Source organism: Thalassospira sp. CH_XMU1420-2, assembly GCF_037029325.1.
GTDB lineage: Bacteria > Pseudomonadota > Alphaproteobacteria > Rhodospirillales > Thalassospiraceae > Thalassospira > Thalassospira povalilytica.
Genome location: NZ_JAYMEG010000002.1, coordinates 740834 through 766114, shown reverse-complemented (window position 1 = coordinate 766114; position 25281 = coordinate 740834). Strand labels below are relative to the sequence as shown.

At 56.0% G+C, this 25281-nt stretch carries 21 protein-coding genes; 13 read left to right on the top strand and 8 right to left on the bottom strand.

The window, feature by feature from the left end; all coding sequences use genetic code 11:
- Positions 1-343: 343 nt before the first annotated feature.
- From WA429_RS08205 to WA429_RS08180, 6 genes are all read left to right on the top strand, one after another.
- A complete protein-coding gene (locus tag WA429_RS08205) occupies positions 344-874 on the top strand; it encodes a sigma-70 family RNA polymerase sigma factor (protein WP_068518387.1) in 531 nt (176 codons plus the stop codon).
- A 156-nt stretch (positions 875-1030) separates the two neighbouring features.
- Positions 1031-2092, top strand: coding sequence for a FecR family protein (locus WA429_RS08200; protein ID WP_287465408.1), 1062 nt, complete (start codon positions 1031-1033; stop codon positions 2090-2092).
- A gap of 145 nt (positions 2093-2237) precedes the next feature.
- Complete coding sequence (locus tag WA429_RS08195) at positions 2238-4535, top strand: TonB-dependent receptor (protein ID WP_287465410.1); 2298 nt, start codon at positions 2238-2240, stop codon at positions 4533-4535.
- A 73-nt stretch (positions 4536-4608) separates the two neighbouring features.
- Positions 4609-5739 (top strand): ABC transporter substrate-binding protein, encoded by a 1131-nt coding sequence (locus WA429_RS08190; RefSeq protein ID WP_287465411.1) that lies wholly within the window; start codon positions 4609-4611, stop codon positions 5737-5739.
- Positions 5736-6785, top strand: coding sequence for a FecCD family ABC transporter permease (locus tag WA429_RS08185; RefSeq protein WP_250280395.1), 1050 nt, complete (start codon positions 5736-5738; stop codon positions 6783-6785). The genes WA429_RS08190 and WA429_RS08185 overlap by 4 nt, the downstream gene beginning before the upstream one ends.
- Positions 6782-7573 carry an ABC transporter ATP-binding protein gene (locus tag WA429_RS08180; protein ID WP_287465414.1) on the top strand — a complete coding sequence of 264 codons (792 nt, stop codon included), beginning with the start codon at positions 6782-6784 and terminating at the stop codon, positions 7571-7573. The genes WA429_RS08185 and WA429_RS08180 overlap by 4 nt, the downstream gene beginning before the upstream one ends.
- Before the next feature lie 21 nt (positions 7574-7594).
- On the opposite strand, the gene WA429_RS08175 is transcribed toward WA429_RS08180, so the two are convergent.
- The 7 genes from WA429_RS08175 to WA429_RS08145 all read right to left on the bottom strand — a co-directional run bounded on the left by WA429_RS08175 (position 7595) and on the right by WA429_RS08145 (position 16357).
- A complete protein-coding gene (locus tag WA429_RS08175) occupies positions 7595-9340 on the bottom strand; it encodes an ABC transporter ATP-binding protein (protein ID WP_287465415.1) in 1746 nt (581 codons plus the stop codon).
- A 175-nt stretch (positions 9341-9515) separates the two neighbouring features.
- Positions 9516-9848 carry a hypothetical protein gene (locus WA429_RS08170; protein ID WP_287465416.1) on the bottom strand — a complete coding sequence of 111 codons (333 nt, stop codon included), beginning with the start codon at positions 9846-9848 and terminating at the stop codon, positions 9516-9518.
- 64 nt (positions 9849-9912) lie between these two features.
- Positions 9913-11532, bottom strand: coding sequence for a benzoylformate decarboxylase (mdlC, locus tag WA429_RS08165; RefSeq protein WP_206928183.1), 1620 nt, complete (start codon positions 11530-11532; stop codon positions 9913-9915).
- A 141-nt stretch (positions 11533-11673) separates the two neighbouring features.
- Positions 11674-13125, bottom strand: coding sequence for an aldehyde dehydrogenase (locus tag WA429_RS08160; RefSeq protein ID WP_287465417.1), 1452 nt, complete (start codon positions 13123-13125; stop codon positions 11674-11676).
- Positions 13126-13217: 92 nt separating this feature from the next.
- Positions 13218-14060: an intradiol ring-cleavage dioxygenase gene (locus WA429_RS08155; RefSeq protein WP_287465419.1), complete on the bottom strand. Its 843-nt coding sequence runs from the start codon at positions 14058-14060 to the stop codon at positions 13218-13220.
- Positions 14057-15142 (bottom strand): maleylacetate reductase, encoded by a 1086-nt coding sequence (locus WA429_RS08150; protein WP_287465421.1) that lies wholly within the window; start codon positions 15140-15142, stop codon positions 14057-14059. Before WA429_RS08150 ends, WA429_RS08155 begins: the two co-directional genes overlap by 4 nt.
- 3 nt (positions 15143-15145) lie before the next feature.
- Positions 15146-16357 (bottom strand): FAD-dependent monooxygenase, encoded by a 1212-nt coding sequence (locus WA429_RS08145; protein WP_287465422.1) that lies wholly within the window; start codon positions 16355-16357, stop codon positions 15146-15148.
- A gap of 158 nt (positions 16358-16515) precedes the next feature.
- Between WA429_RS08145 and WA429_RS08140 the strand changes: the two genes are divergently transcribed.
- Positions 16516-17400: an AraC family transcriptional regulator gene (locus tag WA429_RS08140; RefSeq protein ID WP_068518399.1), complete on the top strand. Its 885-nt coding sequence runs from the start codon at positions 16516-16518 to the stop codon at positions 17398-17400.
- A gap of 174 nt (positions 17401-17574) precedes the next feature.
- Here WA429_RS08140 and WA429_RS08135 read toward each other — a convergent pair whose 3' ends face one another.
- Positions 17575-18606, bottom strand: a complete 1032-nt coding sequence (locus WA429_RS08135; RefSeq protein WP_287465424.1) for a LacI family DNA-binding transcriptional regulator — start codon at positions 18604-18606, stop codon at positions 17575-17577.
- Positions 18607-18791: 185 nt separating this feature from the next.
- On the opposite strand from WA429_RS08135, the gene WA429_RS08130 reads away from it, so the two are divergent.
- From WA429_RS08130 to WA429_RS08105, 6 genes are all read left to right on the top strand, one after another.
- Positions 18792-19814 (top strand): ABC transporter permease, encoded by a 1023-nt coding sequence (locus WA429_RS08130; protein ID WP_101247152.1) that lies wholly within the window; start codon positions 18792-18794, stop codon positions 19812-19814.
- 58 nt (positions 19815-19872) lie between these two features.
- On the top strand, positions 19873-20883 hold the full coding sequence (locus WA429_RS08125) for a substrate-binding domain-containing protein (RefSeq protein ID WP_068518402.1): 1011 nt from the start codon (positions 19873-19875) through the stop codon (positions 20881-20883).
- Between the two features lie 92 nt (positions 20884-20975).
- A complete protein-coding gene (locus WA429_RS08120; RefSeq protein WP_287465426.1) occupies positions 20976-22523 on the top strand; it encodes a sugar ABC transporter ATP-binding protein in 1548 nt (515 codons plus the stop codon).
- Entirely contained in the window at positions 22520-23566 is a 1047-nt protein-coding gene (locus tag WA429_RS08115) for an ABC transporter permease (protein WP_082817772.1), read from the top strand. Before WA429_RS08120 ends, WA429_RS08115 begins: the two co-directional genes overlap by 4 nt.
- 11 nt (positions 23567-23577) lie before the next feature.
- Entirely contained in the window at positions 23578-24579 is a 1002-nt protein-coding gene (locus WA429_RS08110) for a dihydroxyacetone kinase subunit DhaK (RefSeq protein WP_287465428.1), read from the top strand.
- Positions 24580-24591: 12 nt separating this feature from the next.
- Positions 24592-25227 carry a DAK2 domain-containing protein gene (locus tag WA429_RS08105; protein ID WP_206928173.1) on the top strand — a complete coding sequence of 212 codons (636 nt, stop codon included), beginning with the start codon at positions 24592-24594 and terminating at the stop codon, positions 25225-25227.
- The last annotated feature ends 54 nt before the right edge of the window (positions 25228-25281 follow it).

The window sequence follows — 25281 nt, the reverse complement described above, 5'->3', positions numbered from 1 at the left end:
ACGGCCCGATTGATTTGCGACGATGGCAAAGCGTTGCAGGTCGGGTGCGTGACAATCGTCATGTGTCAGGTGTGCTGATTGTGATGCCATCGGTCCGTAAAATGCCGGGGCATTGAGATAATGCCAAGATGCCGGATCATTGGCGGTTTCCGAGGCTTGGATGGTGGCTTTGCGCGCCCGGTTGGCGGGTGATGCAGGACCCGTTCAGCAGACAGAAAATCTGAAAATCCGGATCGATTAATCAGCATTGCCCGATATTGGCGATTTGACAGCCCTGCATATTCCGCGTAAATGCAAACAATTCGCAATCGCTTTTGATCGCGATGTTTGACTGGTTTGTGGAATGGTTGCGACCCTGTGCGATAACGAACTTCTGACCGTGTTCATTGCCCGTCGGCATGAACTGGTGAAGTATGCGCGCGCAATTGTCGGTGATCAGGCCTTGGCCGAAGACATCGTGCAGGATGCCTATTTTCGGCTCGAACGCGCCCAGCAGGTCAAACTCGACGCCAAGCTGGACGAACCGGTTGGTTATATTTTCCGCATTGTCCGCAATCTTGCCATTGATGGCCGTCGCCGGATTGGTCGGGAAAATGCCCTGATCCACGGGGATGGCACAGCATCAGCGGAAATGGTCGCCGAAGACACCCCCGATCCCGAAGAAAAGGCAATTGCACGCGGTGAATTGCGTCTTCTGGAAAAGGCATTGGCCGAGTTGCCGGAAAAATCGCGCATTGCACTTGAGATGCATCGGTTTGGCGGATGCAAATATGCGGAAATCGCCCAACGCCTTGATGTTTCTATCGGAACTGCGCATTCGCTTGTTGTTGATGCGATCGAACACTGCAAACTGTTTCTGGCAAAAGGGAGATAGACGAGGAAAATCTGTCGGAAAATTTGAAAATCCGACAGGTGCCATTCGTTTATTGGACAGGAGAGAAATAAAAATGTGCCAGGACATGAAAGATACCCGCAAACAGCACCAAAAAGGTGCCTTGTGTCCTGTTGACACATGGAGAGACACAACGCCATGACGGAATTGACCCATCCCGGTTCTGCAAGTGAATGGATAGCCCGCCTGTCCGAGGATCCGGACAACGCGACCTTGCGCCGTGAACATGATGAATGGCTAAAAGCCAGTGCGCAAAACCGTGCCGACTGGGATGAGACCCTGCGCGTCTGGCAGATGCTTGAAATGACAGTACCGGTCCATAGCGCGGAATGGGAACTGCATCAGCAGGACAAAACCCCGCAACAAGACAGAATTTCACCCGCGCGTCAGTTGCGCCCGGCAGATCACGCCGGTGTCGGCACCGGGGATAGGGTGGCCCGGATCAGCCCGGCATCACCGGAGCGCACACGGCGGTCATTTGCGCGGTCGCGCACTTTCATCGGCATGTCGGTTGCGGCATTGGCGGCCTGTTTGCTGGTGGTGCTGATGCCCGGCTGGCTGACACAGTTTGAAGCGGATTATGCGACCGCAACCCACGAAACCGGGATTTATACCCTGCCCGATGGATCAAGACTGCATCTTGGGCCGGAAAGTGCGGTGGCATTTGATTTTTCAACTGATCGTCAGGTGACCTTGCTTGACGGGGAGGCGTTCTTTGAGGTTGTCCCGATGACGGAACGCCCGTTTACGGTGCAGGCACAAGGTATTAGGACCACGGTTCTGGGAACCGCGTTCAATGTGCGCAGCAGCGATTATGGTGTTGATGTTGCCGTCGAACATGGGCGTGTGCGCGTTGATGGCGACGCGCTGGGGGACGGGGCTGAATTGCTGGCCGGGGATGTTGCCCATATTGGTCCCGATGGAGATGTCACGCGGCAATCGCTGTCGCCGGCACTGGTCGGGGCATGGCGAAACGGTCAGTTGATCGCCAAGGATCGCGCCTTTGCCGAAATGGTTGAAACGGTTGACCGCTACTATGATGGGTGGGTGGTGATTTCGGATGCCGATTTGGCGCAAAAGCCGCTGACCGGAATTTATGATCTGCAAAATCCGAAGGCCGCCCTGCAGGTCATGGCCGATGCCCAGGGGGCTGAAATTCGCGAAATTTCGCCGTGGCTGATGGTGATTTCCCGCCGATAAAACAGGGGCTTGCGCGTTTTTTTCGTAAAAAGACGAAAATAAATTTGAAAATCGAGAACGCCCGCATCGTTGCTTGGTTAGATGGTGAATTTAAGTCGCATTTGCATTTCACCGGAATGTAAAACATACCAAGCGGAGAATATTGATGATGGGGGTTCAGTTGTCGGTCGTTAAGGGGAACTGGCGAAATCGCCTTGCGGTGACGACCGCGCTGTCAATGCTGGCACTTCAGGGGATGGCCACAGAGGCAAAAGCATCCGGCCTGCCAGCGACGGAGAAAAATCAGGAAATTTCAAACCAGGAAATTGCACAGGCCGACGCCGTTCGCAGCTTTGACATCGAACGTCAATTGCTTGCCGATGCGCTGGCACTGTTCGGCCAGCAGGCCGGTGTTCAGGTTTCTGCAAATGGTGATCTGGTACGTGGTGTGCAAACGCCGGGTGTTTCGGGGGATCTGCGTACCGAAGATGCGTTGCAGCGTCTTCTGGCCGGAACCGGGCTTTCCTATCGGATCGGGTCGAACGGGGCGATCACCATCGTCAGTACCGCACAAGGTGATGCGGATGGTGCGACGTCGCTCAGCCCGATCCTGGTTGAGGCAAATACCCATACCGATGATCACATTGGTGCGGCAGACCGGGCGCAATCGATCTATGTCACGCCCGAGGATTTTGAACGCCGCAATCCCCAAGACGTCAAGGACGTGTTTGCCGGGCAGTCCGCCGTGTCGGTTGGTGGATCGGTGCCGTTGAACCAGAAACTTTATGTCAACGCGATCGAGGAAACCAATCTTGCCATCAGCATTGACGGTGCGCGTCAGAACAACAAGGTTTTCCACCACAGCGGTACCAACCTGATTGACCCAAGTCTTCTTAAGGCCGCACGTGTTGATCCCGGCGTTGCCCCGGCAGATGCCGGACCGGCGGCACTTGGCGGTGCGATTGTCTATGAGACCGTCGATGTTGCCGATGTACTGGAACCGGGCCGTTCGCTTGGCGGGTTTGCAAAGGCCAGCTACGACACCAATGGTGAAACCTTTACCAACGATCTGGCGTCCTATGGCCGTGCCGGTGGTTTTGAGCTTCTTGGCTATTTCAAATGGGCCAAGGGCGATGATTACGAAGCAGGTAACGGCGATCAGGTTCCCGGTACAGAAGCCGATATGCGGTCCGGGCTGATCAAGTCGGCCTATGAAGCACAAAGCGGTCACCGGTTTGAATTTTCCGGCGAACAGGTACGTGACCGTGCACGTCGTCCGTACCGTGCGAACATGACGGATCTGACCAACCGCAATCAGCCAGACGAGCTTGGCTATGATATGCGCCGGCGCAACTTTACCTTCAATTACGGGCAAAACGGTGCAGATGGTCTTTGGGATCCCAAGGCGGTTCTTGCCTATAGCGAGACCTATCTTTACGCGCCGCTGACCGAACAGGGTCGTGGAACCACCGGCAGTTTTTCCGGCAAGTTTGAAAATGATTTCAACCTGTCGGAACGCGATACGATTACGGCCGGTGTCGATTTCTATCACGACACGGCCGAATATGACGGCCCGACGTCAGACCGCGAGGAAGAGGCAACCAATTTCGGCGGATATGCCCAGGCACGTCTTCAGCCGCTTGATCCGTTGCGTCTGTCCTTTGGCTTGCGCGGCGACAGCCAGAAATTTGTCGGTCTTGACGGCACCGAAATTGAAAATGAAGGGCTGAGCGGCAATGTCGCCGCCGCGGTTGATGTCACCGAGTTCCTGACCATCAATGCCGGTTATTCCAATGTCTGGGGCGGTATTGCACTGGCGGAAAACTATGTGATGAACCCGGCCTGGGATTACAGCAAGGGCGTCAAACCGGTACGTGCGGAAAACTACACCACCGGATTTGAAGTTCAGCACGAAGGGTTTTCGTTCAATGCCGGCATTTTCCGTAGCACATTTGACAATGCGCGTGATCCGGGCTGGAGCACCGGACCGTCGGTCGTCGTTGATTTCGAAACCCGGGGCTATAACCTTGGTGCCGGATATAACTGGGGTCCGGGCTTTGCGCGGGTAACCTATACCGACAGTGAAATCACCCTGAATGGCAGCCCGGCGGATTCAGATGGCACACAGTATCTTGGTGCGCCGCTGGGTCGGGTCATTGCCCTTGAAGCAGCCCATGTGATCGAAGGCATTAACCTGACCATCGGGGGCACGATTGATGCGGCGTTGAAAAACACCGATACCGCCGATGCCGGTGGCACAGCCCAGGAAGCCTATGAGGTTGTCGGGCTTTATGCCGAATACAAGCCCGAAGCGGCCGATTACCTGACATTCCGGATCGAAGCCAACAACATTTTTGATGAAGAATATGCCGATCGCGGAAGCTATGGGCAGGACTTCACCAATGTGGTCCCGCTTTATGAGCCGGGTCGTTCGTTCCTGCTGATGGCAAAAGCACAGTTCTGATCTTGCCAAAAGATAACCGGTCTTGCCGGGGCAGCGTTTGCTGCCCCGGATTTTGCTATTTCAAGGGTGGATCATGACAGTTGTTCTGAAATCCTTATCTGTTCTGTTCTTCTTGATCGTGGCGATGACGACTGCGCGCGCCGAAACGATCGAGGTCACCGATCTTGCCGGGCGCGAGGTCAGTATCGAATTGCCGGTCACGCGCCTGGTAATCAGCGAGGGACGCTATATTCCGTTGCTGGCATTGTTGCGCCCCGATGATCCGGTTGCCGGGATTGTCGGCATGATGACACCGCTGAGCTGGACCCATCCCGGACTTGAAACCCAGCTTTATGAACGCTTTCCGCGGGCTGCTGACATTCCGCTGTTCGGGGGGCGCAACGAAGACAGCATTTCGGTGGAAAAGATCATTGATCTTGCCCCGGAACTTGCGATTTTCGGCCTGAATGATCATGGGCCCGGTGCAAAGAATGCCGAACTGATTGACCAGCTGACCGCAGCGGGAACGAAGATCGTTTTCATCGATTTTCGGGCCGACCCGCTGCATAACACGTTGCCGTCGGTCAAATTGCTGGGGCAGCTTTTGGGCGCGGAAAAGCGGGCCGCGGAATATAGCGCATTCTATCAGCAACGCTTTGACCTGATCAAACAGCGTGTTGCGACGGCCAAAACCCGGCCGACCGTATTTTTGCAAGCCCATCCGGGGCGGTATGAATGCTGCTGGGGGATGGCTGACGGGATGCTTGGTCCGTTTGTCGGGATTGCAGGCGGGCTTAATATTGCCGATGCGGTTGCCCCCGGACCCACAGCACAACATACAGCCGAGTTTCTTCTGGTTGAAAACCCCGATGTGTGGATCGGGACGGCGTCGGGCATCTATGAGGAATTCATTGCCGGCGCAGAACCGGTCGCACTTGGCCCGGGCATGACGCGCGAAACGGCGTCTGAAAGTTTGACGCGCTATTTGTCCGCACCGGAATTTGCCGCCCTTGATGCGGTTCGAAACGGCCGGGCACACAGCATATGGCACAATTTCTATAATTCTCCGTTCAATATCGTCGCACTCGAAGCCTTTGCCAAATGGATCCATCCCGATCTTTTTGCCGATATCGATCCGGTCGATACCTTGACCGAAATCTATGAGAAGTGGCTACCATTCGAATTGAACGGCGTTTACAGCGCAACGGTTGATCATCAGAAATGAGTGTCGGGGAAACGTCGCTTTATCAGCGTTTCGGAACCATCCAGCAACGGCGGGTTCTGACGGTAACGGGGCTTGCAATCGGGCTTGTTGCCATGCTTGCGCTTGATCTTTGGGCGGGCCCGGCGGGGCTTGGCTTTGGCGATATCGTGACCGGGCTTTTCTGGCCCGATCAGCTTGATCTGAGGCCGCGCATCATTTTGTGGGATGTGCGCCTGCCCGATGCGTTGATTGCGCTTGCGGTCGGGGCGGCCCTTGGACTGGCGGGGATTGAAACCCAGACCATTCTCGATAACCCGCTGGCCAGTCCGTTCACGCTTGGCGTGTCATCTGCTGCGGTATTGGGCGCAAGTCTTGCGATTGTTGTGGTTCCGGTCGTGCCATTGGTTGGCGAGACGGCGGTTCTTCCGGTGATGGCGATGGTCTTTGCGCTTGGATCGGGGGCCTTGATCCTGATGATTGTGCGATGGGCGAACGGGGCACGCGAAACGGTGGTTCTGTTCGGGATTGCGCTGGTGTTTCTGTGCAATGCGCTGACCGCGGGTTTGCAATATCTGGCCAGTGCAGAAGCGATTGCACAGATCGTTTTCTGGACCATCGGCAACCTTACGCGGGCGGGCTGGATTGAGGTCGGGCTTGTCAGTGCGTGTTTTGTGTGTGTCCTGCCATTTTCATTGCGCCATGTCTGGGTGATGACATTGTTGCGCGGTGGTGAGGCCCACGCACGCAGCATGGGGATCAATGTCGGTCGATTGCGCATGTGGGTGATTTTGCGGGTGTCGGTACTTGCGGCATTCGCGGTTTGTTTTGTCGGCGCAATCGGTTTTATCGGCTTGGTCGGGCCCCATATTGCGCGGCTGTTGCTGGGCGAAGATCACCGAATGCTGGTACCCGGTTCGGCATTGTGCGGGGCCTTGATCCTGTCATGTGCGTCATTCCTGTCAAAGGCGCTGATCCCCGGTGTGATCATTCCGGTCGGTATTCTGACAGCAGTTGTCGGAGTTCCGGTGTTTCTTGGTCTTTTATCCGGGCGGAGGCATCGGGCATGACGGTATTTGGCGCAACCGGTATCACGGCAAAATATGGTCAGGTCACGGTTCTTGACCGGGTTGATCTTCCGACCCTGAATGATAACGAGGTTCTTGGTCTTTTGGGGCCGAACGCGTCGGGCAAATCGACCCTGATGCGCTGTCTTTCCGGGGAAAAAAGCACGACCGGGCACATTACGATTGATGGGCGAACCCGTGCCGAGATGGGCCATGACGGATGGCATCACCGGTTGGCAAGCATGCCGCAATCGCCGCCGAACCCGTCGGCGCTTTTGCCAACCGAACTGATGTGGAGCACGGCACGCGCGCTTGATCTTGATGTTTCGGACCGCGAACTGGCCGATCAGATCGAAGGCATTTTTGCCCGGCTCGGACTTTCGGAATTTGCGTTGTCGCCTTTGCATACCTTGTCCGGCGGCAAGCGGCAGCTGGTTGGATTGGCGCTTGCGCTGATGCGCGATCCGGATGTCTTGTTGCTTGATGAACCGACATCGGCACTTGATCTGCACTGGCGGATGGTGGTGCTTGATCTGGTGCGTGAACGGCTTTCGGATCGGGGCGGCGTGGTTGTTGCGGCGTTGCATGATCTTGATCTTGCGGCGCGCTATTGCGACCAGATCGTGCTGTTGCATGGCGGAAAGATCATTGCATCTGGCGGTCCGCAACATGTCCTGACGCCTGCGAACCTGGCACGGGTTTACCGGGTGGAAACACGTGTGACCCTTGATTGCGACGGACGACCGCTGGTGCAGGTCATCAGGCCGCTTCGGGATGATGAAGCGGCCTGATCGGATCGGTCTTTTCGGGTTTTATGCCCGTTTAAGGGTGTTGTCGCCGCCGGTCGTCAGGGACTGTGCATCATGCAGGCGGCGATAGGCCCCGTCTTTGGCCAGAAGGACATCGTGGCTACCCTGTTCGGCGATGCCGTCTTGGGTGATGACAACGATGCGATTGGCATTGCGGATGGTGGCAAGGCGATGGGCAATGACCAGGGTCGTGCGCCCCTGTGCCAGTTCATCAAGCGATTGCTGGATGGCGCGTTCTGTTTCGGTATCAAGGGCCGAAGTTGCTTCGTCCAGGATCAGGATCGGCGGGTTTTTAAGGAAAATTCGCGCAATCGCAACGCGCTGTTTCTGACCGCCGGAAAGCTTGACCCCGCGTTCACCAATAACGGTATCAATCCCGTCGGGCAGGGTCGCAATCAGATCATCCAGTCGCGCCCGGCGTGCCGCATCGACGATTTCATCATCGCTGGCTGTCAGACGGCCATAGGCGATATTTTCGCGCAGGGTTCCGGCAAACAGGAAGACATCCTGTTGCACGATGCCGATCTGTTGACGCAGGGATTTCATGGTGATGTCACGGATATCGCAGCCATCGATCATGATGCGGCCACCAGTGACATCGTAAAAGCGCGGCACCAGCGAACACAGGGTGGTTTTCCCCGCCCCGGACGGGCCGACAAAGGCCACGGTTTCGCCGGCTTCGATCGCGATATTGATATTGTTGAGGATGGTGCGATCGGGGCTATAGCCGAAATCGACATTTTCAAACACCAGATTGCCCCGCAAAACAATGTCATCACGTGCGGTTGGCCGGTCGATAATGTCGGGCTCGGTCGCCATCAATTCCTGATAATTGCGGAAACCGGCAATGCCCTTGGGATAGGTTTCAACAACGGCTGCGATCTTTTCAAGCGGCTGATAAAACACATTAACCAGCAGCAGGAACCCGACAAAACCGCCGATGCTCAGCCCGCCGGTCACGACGTAATAGGTCCCGGCCAACAGGATCACCACCTGGACAATGCGCATGCCTAGATAATTGATGGCAAGGCTGATCGCCATGATGGCATATGCCTGAAGTTTGACGGTGCGGTATTGTTCGTTGTCCTTGTGGAACAGGGCGCGTTCATGTTCTTCGTTGGCAAAGGCACGCACAACGCGAACACCGCCGACATTTTCCTCGATCCGGGCGTTGAAGGCGCGGACCCGGCCAAACTGGCTTTGCCAGTTGCGGGTCATATCGCCGCCAAACCGAACCACCAGCCACATGATCAACGGGGCAATGGTCATGGCAATCAGTGCAAGTGGCACATGCACCATGAACATCAGGATCAGCGCACCGACAAAGGTCATTACCGCGACAAACAGGTCCTCGGGGCCGTGATGGGCGACTTCGCCGATTTCTTCGAGATCCTTGGTCACGCGGGCAACCAGATGGCCGGTTTTCTGGTTGTCATAGAACCGGAAAGACAGCTTTTGCAGATGATCAAAGGCACGCCGGCGCATTTCCGTTTCAATGGTAATGCCCAGCACATGCCCCCAATAGGTCACAACCGCCATCAGACCGGTATTGATGACATAGACAATCAGCAAGCCGATTGCGGCAAGAACAATCAGAAACCAGTCCTGTTTGGGCAGCAACACATCGACGAACCCGGCAACCGCGACCGGAAATCCAAGTGCAAGGACGCCCGACAGAACAGCACAGCCGAAATCAAGCATGAACAGGCGTTTATGGGGCAGGTAATAGGAAAAGAATTCTTTGATCATCAAGGGGATTCCAAGGAAAAAGTGGCCCCTTCTTCATATAGGAATGCTTCGCATTTTCATAGTTAAACTGTGCGAAACCTTGATGATCGTGCAATGGCCGGGATTCCTGAAATTACCGCCTGCCATCACCGGGACAGCAGGCGGTTATCAGATGTGTGGTGCGGCGGGGTTGGTGCTATTTCAACGCAACATAGGTTTGTCGATCAAGGGTCGCGATGCGCACAGCACACGGGCAACCGGCCCGATCCCCGATCATGGCATGAAGATCCCCGCCAAGGGTTTCAAGCAGATCCCGGGTGCGCTCGGGATGGGGCATGATATGCAGTTCGATATTGATGGCGGGCTGATCGGCAAGGCCGTAAACCGGGATCAGCGCCAATTGACAGGCGTTCGGGGCAACATTCAGCCGCTGGCACAGGATATCGCGAAATTCGGGCAATGATCCGTGCAGTTCGGCCTGATTTTCGGCCCAGACGCTGTGATCGACATAAAGTTTGGCATTGGGCATGGGATTACCGGCGGTTTGAACATGGGCAATGGTTGAACGGTTTGCGCGGTTTTGCGACGCGGGGCTAATACAAAATCTGGATTTCCGGATCGATGACAACTTCAAGAAGCCGCGGACCGCTTTGCGCCATGAAGGACGCAAACCGGGCATCAAACTCATCAGATGACGTTACGCGGTCGGCGGGGCACCCCATGCCGCGTGCAAGTTCGACAAAATCAAGTCCCCGAAGTTCGATCCCCGGCACGTCGCGCACCTGCAAAACCTTGCTAAAGGATCGCATCGCGCCATAGCCCCCGTTATTAAGGATAATCACCGCAAGATCCTGATCATGCTGAACCGCAGTCCAAAGGGCCTGTGGGGAATACATGAATGATCCGTCACCGATCAGGCAAATGACCTTTTGATCGGGTTGGGCAAGCCCGAAGCCGACCGCACCGGGCAGGCCATAACCAAGCCCGCCGCTGGCCATGGTAAAGAAGCGGTTCCAGGTCGCAATACGGACATGATCCTGCAAGGCAGGGCGCACGGATGGGGTTTCTTCAAACAGAACCGTATCGTCGGTCATTTCCTGACCAAGGCGATGCAGGAAATAATCAGGTGAAATATGCGTGCCGCGATCCGGAACAACCGGTTTCGGGCGGGCAAAAGGTTCGCTGCGTGCCGGGCGGGCATCAATCAGATCAGCCAGCATCGGTAACCCGAATGCAAGACTTCCGACGATGCTGGTACCAAGCGGGGCCGAAGATGCGGCATCGGGATCGGTGGTCAGATGAATGATCGTGGTGTCACTGTCGAGCAGATCGGACGGGCCGGGCACATGATAGGTAAAGACCGGTGCCCCGACAGCAATCACAAGATCATATTTGGTCAGGGTGTCCGAAACCTTGGCCGGGGCGGCGGGCAGGAACCCGGCAAACAGATCGTGATGTTCGGGGAATGTAACCCGTGCGGCAAAGGGGGCGGCATAGACCGGGGCCTGAAGACGTTCGACCAGACGGACCAGCGCATCACCCGCACCTTCTTCGTCAACTTCAGCACCAACCACAAAGGCAATCGATTTTGCAGATGAAATGGCATCGGCCGCATCGGAAATCATGCGCGGATCAGGGGCGGTCACCGACGATATCTGGCGCGGGACAAGCGGTTTGCACCGCACGTTCCAGTCATCGGCAGGAACCGAAACAAAGGTCGGACCATAGGGGCGCTGCATCGCAATCCGGTAGGCATGGGCAATGGCGGCGGGCACATCTTCGGCCCGGGCGGGTTCGATGCTGTATTTCACATAGGGTTTTGGAAAATCGGCGGCATTGCTGGCACCAAGAAACGGCTGATTGGGAAGCAGTTCACGCGATTGCTGACCGGCAATGATCACCATCGGCGCCCGGTTGCGATAGGCCGTATAGACATTGCCAAGTGCATGCCCGAGACCGGCGGCCGAATGGACATTGACAAAGGCCGCCTTGCCGGTGGCACGCGCATAGCCGTCAGCCATGCCAACAACCGATGCTTCATGCAGGCCCAGCACATAGCGAATATCCTCCGGCCAGCGATCGAGCATGGCCAGTTCGGTTGATCCCGGATTGCCAAAAAACGTATCGACCCCGACAGAGCGGAAGAAATCGAAGGTTGCTTCGCGAACGGTTGTCCAGTCACCGGATTTTCGGGCGTTAAGTGAAGATGGCATGCGTTGGCATCCTTGGCTGCGATGAGGTGGCGAAAAGGGGCCGGCTGCCCAATCCGATCGGCAACCGGCAAACTGGATCGATCAGGTCAGATCAAGACGTGCCTGACCCGATCAGAAGCATGGCGATAAGGCCCTGTCAGGTCAGAACGGATAATGCTGATGGGGATCTTCGATGGTGATCCAGCGCAGTTCGGTGAACTGTTCCATGCCCTGCAAACTGCCGAACTTGCCATAGCCCGATGCCTTGACCCCGCCAAATGGCATCTGGGCTTCGTCCGCAACCGTCGGGCCATTGATATGGCAGATACCCGATTCAATGGCATCGGCAACACGCATCGCCCGGGTGATATCCGATCCGAACACCGATGCCGACAGACCATAGGCATTGTCATTGGCCAGTTCGATGGCGTGATCGGCATCGCGGGCACGCAGCACCGCGACAACCGGGCCAAAACTTTCATCCCGGTAGATGTCCATATCCGGTGTGACCTTGTCGACAATGGTTGCCGGCATGATGGTGCTGTCATCAGGAACGCCGCCCGATGCAATGACAGCCCCCTTGCCCGTCGCATCATCAACCAGTTGACGCACCCGATCGATGATGTCGCGATCAACGACTGATCCCAGAATGACATCCTGCTTGGTGGCATCCCCGCAGGTCAGGGTTTTGGCCTTTTGGGCGAAGCGGCGGACAAATTCATCCGCAATACTGTCATCGACAATGATGCGTTCGGTCGACATGCAGATTTGCCCCTGATTAAGGAAGGCCCCGAATGCGGCGGCATTAACCGCGGCATCAAGATCGGCATCTTCAAGAACAATCAGCGGCGCCTTGCCACCCAGTTCAAGCAACACGGGTTTAAGATGCTTGCCGGCCTGTTCGGCAATAATGCGCCCGACCCGGGTCGATCCGGTGAAATTGATCCGTTTGACATCGGGATGGGCAATCAGGGCCGAGACAACCTCGGGCGCGTCATCGGCGGAATGGGTAATGACATTAAGCACCCCCTTGGGCAGGCCGCCGCGCTGGAAAACTTCGGCAATCAGGCGGTGGGTATGCGGGCAGCGTTCGGATGCCTTGAGCACCACGGTATTGCCACAGGCAATCGCCATGACAACCGCACGCACTGCCAGAATAATCGGCGCGTTCCAGGGCGCCATGCCCACCAGTACGCCAACCGGGCGGCGCACCGACATGGCAAGCGATCCCGGCTTGTCGGTCGGAATGACTTCACCCTTGAGCTGGGTGGTCATGGCGGCAGCTTCGCGGATCATGCCCGATGCAACTTTGACATTGAAGCCAAGCCAGACCTTGGTCGCACCGGTTTCCTGTGCGGCGATTTGCATGAAGTCGGCAACGGCGGCCTGAAATTCTTCGGCAACCTTAAGCAGGATGGCGCGCCGTTCCGACGGGCCGGTTTTCGACCAGGTCTTGAACGCATCGGCCGCGGCCTCGACTGCAAGGTCGACATCGCCACTTTTGGCTGCGGGTGCGGTTGTCACGACCTCGCCGGTGACGGGGTTCTTGCGATCAAACATTTCATTGTTGATCGATTGGGTCGGGGTGCCCCCGATAAGCATGTCGATATTCATTGCGATTTCCTTCCCTGTGCTGCGCAAATTCGGTGTTGCAGCGTTTTATGATGGTTGTTGTGCCGGGTGTTTCATGAGGTGCGCCATCCGGATCAGGTTTCGGGCACCAGAATGAAGTCAAATTTCGATACCCATTTCGGGGTGCCATCCGGGTTGGGTTCAAACGGGGCAACAAGGGTTTCCTTGACGCCAAATACCGTGTCGGATGCCAGATACGGGTCGTCCCCGACAAAGGTGTGGGTCACCAGTTTCTGATATCCCGGTGCGGTAACCAGAAAATGGGTATGGGCCGGGCGAAACGGATGGCGTCCAAGGGCAGTCAGCATCTTGCCGACCGGGCCGTCATCGGGGATAGGGTAGCTGACCGGTTTGATACCGACGAAACTGTATGCGCCGTCCGAACCGGTGACGAAGATGCCGCGATTGTTCCATTTGGGCTGACTGTCAGGTTGCTGGACGTCGTAAAAGCCATCGGCATTGTCCGACCAGACATCAATTTTAGCCCCTTTGACCGGATTGCCATCCAGATCAAGAACCCGGCCGGTAAACAGGCAGGGCTCGCCTTTGCCATCAAGCGAGATGCTGTCGCCCATCTGGCGGACCGGCGCGTCCTTGACATGGAAGGGACCGAAAACAGTGTTTTCGGTGGCACCGTCCGGGCGCCGGTTATTGATCGCATCGACCAGCATCGAGACACCGAGAACGTCGCTTAGTAGAATGTATTCCTGTCGTTCGGTGCTACAGATCTGACCGGTTTTGGTCAGAAACGCGATGGCGCTGTTCCATTCGTCTTCGGTCAGTTCGACTTCCTTGACGAAGGCGTGCAAATGTTTGACCAGTGCGGTCATGATGGTTTTCAGACGCGGGTCAATGTCATCACCCATCCGGGCATTGACGGTCTGGGCTGAGTTTTCTTCAGTGAAAAAACCGGTCATGATGTGACTCCCGTTTCTGGACGAACCCCGTCATAGGCATTTTGCAGCAGGGCCCGAATGGCCCGGCGTTCGATTGCGACAGGATTCCAGTAGGGATTTTGCACAGCCAGATCAGTAACCCGGTCCAGATCACGCTCGGCAACGCCAAGGGACTTCAAATCCGTCGGTGCGCCAAGTTTTCCGGCAAAATCAAAAAGCCCGCCGCCAGCCGTATCGCTGCCAAGAATGGCAGCAAGCGGGGCGAGTTTTTCAGGTGCAGCGGCTTCGTTATAGGCGGTGGCATGCGGAAGTATGATCGCATGGGTCGCCGCGTGCGGTAAGTTCAGGGCACCGCCAAGAGTGTGACAAAGTTTGTGATGCAAGGCCATGCCAACCTGGGCCAGCACCGCCCCGCATGTCCAGGCGCCGAACAGGGTGTCTTCACGGGCATCCAGATCATCAGGCGATGACACCACCACCGGAAGGCCGCTGACAAAGGCCCGCAAACCCGAAAGTGCAAGTTCACTTGAAAGGCGATTGGCATCGCGGGCGTAAAGGGCTTCGACCGCATGCGCCATGGCGTTCAGACCGCTTGTGACCGACATCGGAACCGGCAGGCTGCGCACAAGTTCCGCATCATAAAGGATGGCTTCGGGCTGGACGCGTTCGGATTTCAGCGTCGATTTGACCCCGTTTTCGGTCTGCCCCAGAACCGGGGTTGCTTCGGACCCGGCATAGGTGGTGGGCAACACGATTTGCGGCAGATCGGTGTGATAGGCAATCGCCTTGCCCAGTCCGATCGTCGATCCGCCACCAATGGCAATCACGCAATCTGCATTGGATTTCTTGACCGTTTCCAGCGCATCCCGGGTGATATCAACCGGCGTGTGCATGGTGGCGCGGGTATAAAGACCGGCTGCACGACCGGCAAGCGTGTCAATAAGGGCTTCGCCCTGATCAACCTGTTCCGGGGTGGTCAGAACCAGTGGCCGTTTTGCCTTGATCGCATCAAGTTCGGGGCCAAGGTCGGAACGCCCGCCCTTTTGGAAACGGACCTGGACGGCGGTGCCTTGGCGGTCAAAGCCGACATTGAAAATCGACATGGATCACACCGCCTTTTTCTGGAAACCGGCGACATTGCGATACCCGGCTGCGACCTGTTCGAGTTCTTCGGGCGTGATCAGGTCTTCGATCCGGTCATCGGGGCCGGTGACACGCGATGCCGCGATATCAAGAACCCGTTCGGGGCCGCCCTGACGGTTGCTGAGAACGACATTGGCCGTGGCGGGACGACGGTTGTTTTCATAGGCGAGAAGCCCGTCGGGACTGTTTTGTTGCCCCAAACATTCGGCTAGCATATGGGCATCAAGAATGGCCTGGCTGGCCCCGTTGGCGCCGATCGGATACATCGGATGGGCCGCATCCCCCAAAAGGGTCACCCGCCCATCGGTCCAGAAATCCAGCGGGTCGCGATCAACCATCGGGAATTCGGTGACGATGTCGGTTGCTTCCATGATGGCGGCGCAATTCATGTCCCCCATCTGGAATTCGCGAAACGGCGTGATGTAATCAATCGTTGCCCCGCGGGTCCAGTCTGCATCGTCAATGTGGCGCGGGCTGCTGTGGCGCAGTTCTGCCACCCAGTTTGTCAGTGCCTTGCCCTGTTTGCGCAGTTTTTCACTGATCGGGTAGGTGACGAATTTCACATCGTGATCCCCGGCAATCACCATGGTTTTGCCATCGCCGATCATGTCCATTTCAACAGCACCCCGGAACATCATGGTGCCTTCATATTTCAGCGGGCCTTCGTCGGGATGCATTTGCCGGCGAATTTGGGAGCGCAGTCCTTCTGCGCCGATCAGGAAATCGGCGGCGAATTCCGATCCATCCTGAAACAGGACGGTCACCCCGTCATCATTTTGACGATAACCGGTCACCGGGATGCCGGTCTGAACCGATCCGGGGCCGACGCGGTTATGGACTTCGGACAGCAACAGAAACTGCAAGGCACCGCGATGGATTGAATATTGCGGGGCCGGGAATCCTGCTTCGACGCAACGCGGGTCGGACTGGATCACATGACCGTATTTGGTGCGATATTCGATGCAGCGGGTGCGAATGCCGGTGAAGTCAAGTTTGTCACCCAAGCCAAGATCATGCAGCAATTTCGACGAATGGGGCATGACATTGATGCCGACCCCCAGCGGTTTGATTTCCTTTACCGCTTCGAAAACTTTCACATCGAAGCCCTTGCGATGTAGATAAAGTGCCGCCGTCAGGCCGCCAATGCCAGCGCCCGCAATTGCAATGGTTGTCATGGATGTTCTCCCGATTTAGCTTGGTATTCCTTGTTTTTCTGACGAAAGAGTGCAAAGTCTTCCGTGCGCCATGTTGCGGTGATTGTTCCGCGACACGGGGTTTTGAACAAGCCACGCAACGGATTTAAAATTTCAATATTTCAACATTTGGATGGCCGATGACCCAGACGCATCTTGATCGGGAACGCTATGTTTTGGGGGATCCGTCCGATCATGTCGGCTTTTTGAATTGCGAACGTATTGTCGAGCGCAGCCATATTCACGGCTGGTCGGTCGAGCCGCATTATCACGAAGGTCTGGCCCAGATGTTTGTGTTTGGCGACGGACGGGTGAAGGGGCAAATCGATTATCTGTCACGCGATATCGTCGGGCCGGCCATTGTGTGGTTGCCCGCACTTTGCAGTCATGCCTTTGACTATCAAGTTGGCATGAATGGCTGGGTGATCACGGTTCCGACCATTGATGTGATGCGGATTGGCAAACATAATAGCTGGTGCCAGAACTGGATCGGGCGGCCGCAACTGGTTGTCGGGGCGTTGCATCGTGATCTTTTGACCGAGACACTCGGACTGGTTCAGCAGGTTGAAAAGGAACATAAAAAACTGGGCGAGGAGCGCAATGTCGCACTCGAATCCCTGTTCATGTTGTTGCTGATTTCGCTTAATCGCGGATTGTCGGCCAACCCCGATTTCAATGATCAGTCATCGGGTCGCCAGCAGCAACTGGTAAACCGGTTCCAGACCCTGCTTGAACAGCACGAAACCGACAAGTTTTCGGTGGCCGATTATGCCGGCATGTTGTCGGTCACCACCACCCATCTGAGCCGCACGGTCAAGACGGTTACCGGCAAAACAGCCGGGGAAATGATCAGTGACCGCCTGTTGCTGGCTGCCAAGCGCAAGCTGGTTTTTTCCGATCTGCCGATTTCCGAGATCGCCTATATGCTTGAATTTTCAAGCCCGTCCTATTTCACCCGGTTCTTTTCCGCCCAGGCCGGGGAAACACCGCGCCAGTTCAGAACCCGGATGCGTGAAAGTTCCTGACCGCCTTGTCGGTTAGTGGCTAACTGGGGCCAAACGGGCTTGGATGGCGGGTGCAGGGAGGGCAGAGGGTTCTGCGCCAGAGAAGCCCGCGCCGTAAGAGGCCAGTACGCCGATCATCCGGTCACGCAGGCTGCTGCATCCGAGCCGATGGCTTAAACAGGTTTGGGGGTGCTGCTATCCGTTGTTGGGGCGGGTGCTGGCGCGTTTGATCAGTTGCGCACCAACCAGCACCTTGACCGCAGGGGGCATGGTGTCGGCATTAATCAGCTCATCAAGTACCGTGATCGCCATGCTGCCGATTTTGCGTTTGGACACATCAATGGTGGTCAATGGCGGGTCGAGTGTGATGCTCATGGGAAGGTTGTCAAAACCGATCACCGAGACATCTTCGGGCACCTTGTAGCCTTTTTCCTTCAGCGCCTTGGTAAAGCCATAGGCCATGATGTCATTGGCACAAAAATAGGCCTCGGCGATGTCATTGCCCAGGGCATCAACGCTGTCTTCATAGGCCGATGACAGGGTCGATCCGATCGACAGCACATGTTCAGGGGCCACCGGCAGGCCAAGGGTCGCCATGTTGCTGATAAAGGCGTCCTTGCGCAGGGCAAAGTTCCGGGTCTGGGTTTCACTGCCGACATAGCCAATTTTAGTAAAACCAAGACTTTTTAGGTGCTCAAGAACGGTATAAACCGCGTCGCCATTGTTCATATCGACAAAATTGGCTTCGACCAGATCATAGAAAGTATCAATAAAAACAATCGGTAAGTGCAGATCCTGGATTTTCTGAATGTCTTCGCGGCTTAATTCCGTGCCAAGGACGATGACAGCGGTCGCATCCGAGGTCGCGAGAATGTCGGTAATGTCGTCTGCGGTGACATTCTCGTAGCTCAGGACCTGTAATTTGTAGCCCCGACTCGTCGCTTCTTGCGACATGCCATCAATGTAATCGGAAATGAAGTGGCTGTGGTCGCGGTTAACCGTATGACCGTGCTTGGCAATCTTGAGAAACTTGATGGTTTTCTGGGTTGTTGCGCGTTTTTTCGGCGTGCGCGGTGTGTAGTTCAGGGATGACACGACCTCGAGAACCCGCGAACGGGTGGTTCCGGAAATTTCGCCTTTTCCATTCAGCACGAGCGACACGGTAGACGGCGAAACGCCTGCACGTTCGGCAATCTCTTTGATCGTGGTTTTATTGTTTTTTTTCATATGGTTGTCCCCGGGGTCCCGTCCCTGAATTTTTCTTGTTTAGTTTGTTTAATAAACATTCTGCACGGCGCAATGCAACCTTGCACTGAGTATTTTAGTGAAAGTGCCTGCTTGCCAACATAAAAATGAGTTGGTAGTTTTAGTCAACAAAACAAAAAATTTACTAAACGCATAAGGGAGGATTTATGCGTACCAAAGACGGGCATTTCACTGTCCTGGTGGCACTTATTGTGGTGCTCATGACAGCTGGCGCCATTGTATCTGGTGGGAACTATCTCTCATTGTTTAACTTGCAGTCGATGGCCGGTCAGGTGCCGGAAATCGGGTTGCTGGCGATCGGTGTCATGCTGGCGATGTCGGTGGGCAATGGCGGTATCGAACTTTCGGGTATTGCGCTTGCCAATCTGTCCGGCGTTGCTGCGGCAACGCTTGTTGCCGGTCACTTTTCGGCATCAAGCGACCCGGGCATGTTTTCGCTGTTCTTCATTCTGGTTGCGCTGGCGGTCGGGCTGCTGGGCGGATTGCTGAATGGATTGCTGATCGCCTATCTGAAAATCACGGCGATCCTTTGCACCCTTGGTACGCAGATGTTCTTTATCGGACTGGCGGTGGTTCTGTCCGACGGGCGGTCGGTGCGTGTTGGTGCGCCGGGCCCGCTTTATGAAATCGGCAACGGGTTCCTGTTTGAAATCCCGATCAGCTTTCTTCTGTTCATCGCGGTTGCCGGTCTGATCGGTTTTGTTTTGCGCTATACGCCGTTTGGTCTGTGGCTGATGCTTAACGGATCGAACCCCAAGGCGTCCGAATATGCAGGTTTCCCGCAGAACAAGGTGATTATCGCGACCTATACCGTCAGCGGCGTTCTGTCATCGCTGGCCGGTATCATCATCGCGGCACGAACCATCAATGTGAAATGGGACTACGGCACATCCTATCTTCTGGTGGCCATCCTGATTGCCGTCATGGCCGGGGTGCGTCCGGAAGGCGGATATGGACGTGTTGTCTGTGTGGTCCTGTCTGCCATCGCCCTTCAGATGATGTCGAGCATGCTCAACTTCATGGGGCTTTCCAACTTTGTCCGCGATTTTGCCTGGGGTGCCTTGCTTCTTGGCTTCCTGGCCATCGGACGGTTCCGTCTGACGGACTTTTTCAGTCCGCAATTTCGTGCGGTCACGGCATCTGTGCAACGCCCTCAAGCACGGAAATAAAAACAAGGAACGAGGGCACTGTCTGCCTAACAGAATTTTCCAATTCGGGAGGAAAACAATGAAAATTTCGACACTTTTGAAAAGCTCTGCCTTTGCGGTTGCTGCCCTGTCCATGGTCGGTGTTGCCGCACCGGCATCGGCACAGGATGGCAAGGCCATCACCACGGTTGTTAAAATCAGCGGTATTCCGTGGTTTGACCGTATGGAAACCGGCGTGAACAAATTCGCCGAACAGAACCCGGAAATGGACATTCGCCAGGTCGGTCCGGCAACTGCGGATTCCGCACAGCAGCTTCAGATCGTTCAGGATCTGGTGGCAACCGGTGTGGATGCGCTGGCGGTTGTGCCGATGGATCCGGATATTCTTGAAGGTATTCTAGGCCGTGCGATGGATCGTGGCACGATCATCGTTACCCACGAAGCCGACAACCAGGCCAACACCCATGCCGATATCGAGGCCTTTGACAATGCCGATTACGGTGCGGCACTGAACGAACGTCTGGCCCAGTGCATGGGCGGCGAAGGCAAATGGACCACCTTTGTCGGTTCGCTGGGCAGCCGTACCCACATGCAGTGGGTTGGTGCCGGTGAAGAAAATGCCAAGAAATATCCGGGCATGGAACTGGTCGATCCGAACAATGAATCGTTCGATGACGCCAACGGCACCTATGAAAAGGCCAAGGAAATCCTGCGCAAACATCCCGATATCAAAGGGTTCCAGACCTCGGCTGGTAACGATGTTCTGGGTGTAGGCCGTGCGATCGAAGAAGCAGGTCTGGCTGGCAAGGTTTGCCTGGTCGGTACCGGTCTTCCGAACCCGTCGGCAGCGTATCTGGATTCCGGTGCCATCACCGCGATCGGTTTCTGGGATCCGCAGAAAGCCGGCATGGCGATGAATGCGGTCGCGAAATTCATGCTCGAAGGCAAGGAAATCACCGACGGTATGGATCTTGGTGTTGAAGGCTATGAAAGCGTCACCGTCAAACCGGGTGCCGGCAAGGGTCTTCTGATTGTTGGTAACGGCATGGTGCTGGCCGACAAGGACACCTACAAGGACTACCTTTTCTAAGATCACCTGATGCCAGTGGTCCGGCGCAACGCACAATGCGCCGGACTGCATGGCTATGCCTGACAGAAACGTCAGCAGAAAGGGAATAACTGGTGACCAAGCAAGATCCGCAAAATCGCTGCTTCCTTGAGCTGCGAAACATCCACAAACGGTTTGGCGGTGTGCATGCCCTCAGAGGGGTGGACATGTCGCTTCAGGCTGGTGAGGTCTATCACCTGCTTGGTGAAAACGGATGTGGCAAAAGTACCGTAATCAAGATCATGGCTGGTGCGCATCCGCCCAGCGAAGGACAGATCATTCTTGATGGCGAGGTTCATGATGAACTGACGCCGATCCAGTCACTCGATTTCGGGATCGAGACGGTTTATCAGGACCTGTCGCTGATCCCCAATCTGACCGTGATGGAAAATGTTGCGCTTGGCGAGCAGCTTGTCGAAGGCCATGGTCGCCTTTTGCGCACGCTTGACCGCGCACGTTTGAAAGAAACCGCAACCAAGGCCCTGTCGCAGGTCGGGCTGAATGTTACGGCGGAATTGTTGTCGACCATTGTGTCTGACCTTCCGCTTGCCATTCGTCAGCTTGTGGCGATTGCGCGCGCCATCGCGTGCGAAGCGCGTCTTGTGATCATGGATGAACCGACCACGTCGCTGACCCGGCGCGAGGTCGAAAACCTGATTGATGTGGTGTCAAAACTGCGGTCGCGAAATGTGGCCGTGCTTTTCGTTACCCACAAACTCGAAGAATGTTACCGGATTGGTGGCCATGCCGTCGTCTTCCGTGACGGCCAATGTGTTGCCCAGGGGCCGATCAACAATTACAGCCGCACGGATCTTGCCGAACTGATGACCGGACGCAAGATCAGCGAAAAGCGTTATCGCACCGGGGCGCCATCGGCCGAAACTCTGATGGTGCTGGATCGTCTTGAAGTGCCCGGGCGTTTTCGCGATGTCAGCTTCAAACTGCATAAGGGCGAGGTTCTTGGCATTACCGGGCTTTCGGATTCCGGCAGGAACGAACTGGCACTGGCGATTGCCGGGATCAAACCGGCGGCCGGTGGTTCGATTTCGGTCAATGGCAAGCCGGTGCGCATCCATAGCGCGTCGGAATCAATTGATGCGGGGATCGGCTATGTCCCCGAAGACCGCCTGTCGGAAGGCCTGTTTCTGGACAAGTCGATCTATCAGAATGAAATAGCGCTGATCCTGCGCAAACTTGCCAGCAAGTTCGGCATTCTCGACATGAAAAAGGGCAAGGAAATTGCCCGCGACATTTCCGAAAAGATGCGCCTGAATACCGCAGATATCGAATTGCCGGTATCGGCGCTTTCGGGTGGTAACCAGCAGCGCGTTCTGATTGGCCGCTGGCTGAGCATCGACCCGGAAATTCTGGTGCTGCACGGGCCGACGGTCGGTGTTGATGTCGGATCAAAGGATGCGATTTACCAGACCATCCAGAAAATGGCCGAACAGGGTATCGGACTTGTCATCGTCAGTGATGACCTTCCCGAACTTTTGCAGAATTGCGACCGCATTCTTGTGATGAGTGCCGGTGAAATCGTCGCCGATCTGAACGGCGCGGGCGCAAATGAAGACGAGATCTACCAGGCGATGCTTGGTTCAGTACAGGAAGGTGCAGCATGAGTGCGGCTGGAACCTCGCATAATCAGGCCGCGGCAAATGCCGGGCCGGGCGGCGGATTGAGCGGTCTGATCGCCAAACGACCGGAATTTGTCACCCTTGTTTTGCTGATGGCGATCTGTATCGCCGTGACGATTGCCAATCCGGCATTTTTGCAGCCCTCCACCCTGATTGATATCGGGCGGGCAAGTGTCGTGACCGGGCTGTTTGCGCTGGGCGTGTTTGTCATTCTTGCGGCGGGCGGGATTGATGTTTCCTTTACCGCCATTGCTGCATTGACGATGTATTCGATCACGCTTCTGGTTCAGAAATATGCGCCGGATCTGTCGATTGTTGTGGTGTTTGCCATCGCGATTGCCGGCGGTGTGTTTCTGGGCGTTGTGAACGGTTTTCTGGTTTATACGCTGCGCGTGCCATCGCTGATTGTGACCATCGGGACGCAGTATTTCTTCCGGGGCGGGTTGCTGGCCTTTATCGGGACAACCTGGATCATGGAACTGCCCGGCGAGATGGCGACATTCGGTCGTTTGTCGCTTCTGGAATTTGAAACCGCGAATGGCGCGATTGTCAGTCTTCCGGTCTATTTCCTGATCCTGCCGGTGGTTGCGGTTCTGACCTGGTGGATCATGCGACGTACCCTGATGGGGCGGGCGATCTTTTCGCTGGGCGGCAATCCGGAAGTCACCGCACGTCTGGGTTACAACGTCAAAATCGTTCACCTGTTTGTTTTTGGATATGCCGGTGCATTGGCCGGTCTGGCGGGGATTGTCCATATCACCGCGAACCGGCTGGCCAACCCGTTTGATCTTGTCGGAACCGAGATTTCCGTGATCGCAGCCGTGGTACTTGGCGGGGCGCGGATCACCGGGGGAACCGGGTCGGTTATCGGCACCATGCTGGGTGTTTTGCTGGTGGTTGTTGTCGACAACGTTCTGGTGATGGTCGGCATTCCCAGCACCTGGCAGCGTGTGTTTGTCGGCGCGTTCATCCTGCTTGCCGCGGCCTTCTTTGTCACCCGACAGCGCAAATTCAAACCTGCGAAATAAAAGAGAAAATCATGAAAAAGTTTCTGAATGATCCCAAGAATTTCGTCGATGAGATGCTTGAGGGTATCTATCTCGCCAACAGCGATGTCACCTATGTCAATGATGACAAACGCTGCTATGTGAAAGCATCCCCGAAACCGGGCAAGGTCGGCATTGCGACCGGTGGCGGTTCGGGTCACCTTCCGCTGTTTCTGGGCTATGTTGGTGAAGGCATGCTTGATGGTGCGGCCGTAGGCGGTGTGTTCCAGTCACCCAGTGCCGAGCAGATGCTCGAAGTCACCAAATATATCGATCAGGGTGCGGGCGTTCTTTATATCTATGGCAACTATACCGGCGACATCATCAATTTCGATATGGCGACCGAACTGGCCGACATGGAAGACATCAAGGTTCTTTCGGTGGTCGGCAATGACGATGTTGCATCGTCCGTGGTTGGCGAAGAACACAAGCGCCGTGGCGTTGCCGGGATTTTCTTCCTGTATAAGGCCGCCGGTGCCGCATCCGAAGAAGGCATGTCGCTTGAAGAAGTCGCCCGCGTTGCCGAAAAGGCAAAGGACCGTACGCGCACCATCGGTGTCGCGCTAAGCAGTTGCGTGATCCCGGAAATCGGCAAGCCGTCCTTTGAAATCGGTGCCGATGAAATGGAAATCGGCATGGGTATCCACGGCGAAAACGGCATCAGCCGCAAAAAACTGACCGCCGCCGACCCGCTGGTTGACGAGATGATGGACAAGATCTTTGCCGAACAGGATTACAAGGCCGGTGACGGCGTTGCCATCCTGGTCAACGGCCTTGGCGGCACCCCGCTTGAAGAACTTTATATCCTGTTCCGTCGCGTCCATCAGCTGATGAGCGGACGCAAGGTCAACGTCAAGCATGTCTGGATCGGCGAGTTCGCAACATCAATGGAAATGGCCGGGGCATCTGTTTCGGTGCTGCATCTTGATGACGAACTTGATCGTCTGATGGCGGCAAAGGCCGACACCCCGTTCTTCAAACATTTTGCCAAGTAAGCCGAGGCCAAGATGGACAAGATTACCAGTGGTGACATCACCGCATTGTTCGAAGCCCTGCACGCGACGTTCCGTGACAAACGCGATGAACTGATCGCCCTTGATGCCAAGGTCGGTGACAGCGATCTGGGCATTACGATGAATGCTGCCTTCGAAGCAGCAGCGGCAACGGTCGCCGCCCAGACCGATACCCCGATGGGCAAACAGTTCATGCTGGCCGGTGCAGCAATGGCAAAGGCTGCCCCGTCAACCATGGGGACGCTGACCGCGACCGGTTTCATGCGCGGTGGCAAGGCGCTTGGCGATGCCGATGCAATCGGTGCGACCGAGATGGCCGCATTCTGGCGGGCCTATGCCGATGGTATTGCCGAACGCGGCAAGGCCAAGCTGGGGGACAAAACGGTTCTGGATGTTCTGGTACCGATTGCCGAAAGCCTCGAAGCATCGGTTGCAGCGGGATTGTCACTGGCAGAATCCACAAGCAAGGCATCCAGCGATGCCAAGGCCGCGCTTGAGGCGACCAAGAACCTTGTTGCGCAACATGGCAAGGCAGCCGCCTTTGCCGAAAAAAGCAAAGGTCTTCAGGATGCCGGCAGCACGGTCGCGGCCCTTTTGATCGAAACGGTTGCAGAATTTTGTAACCGCTGATGCGGCGGCATGCGGTTCAGATTGGCCTCTCCCTCTGATCTGGTCGCATGCCGT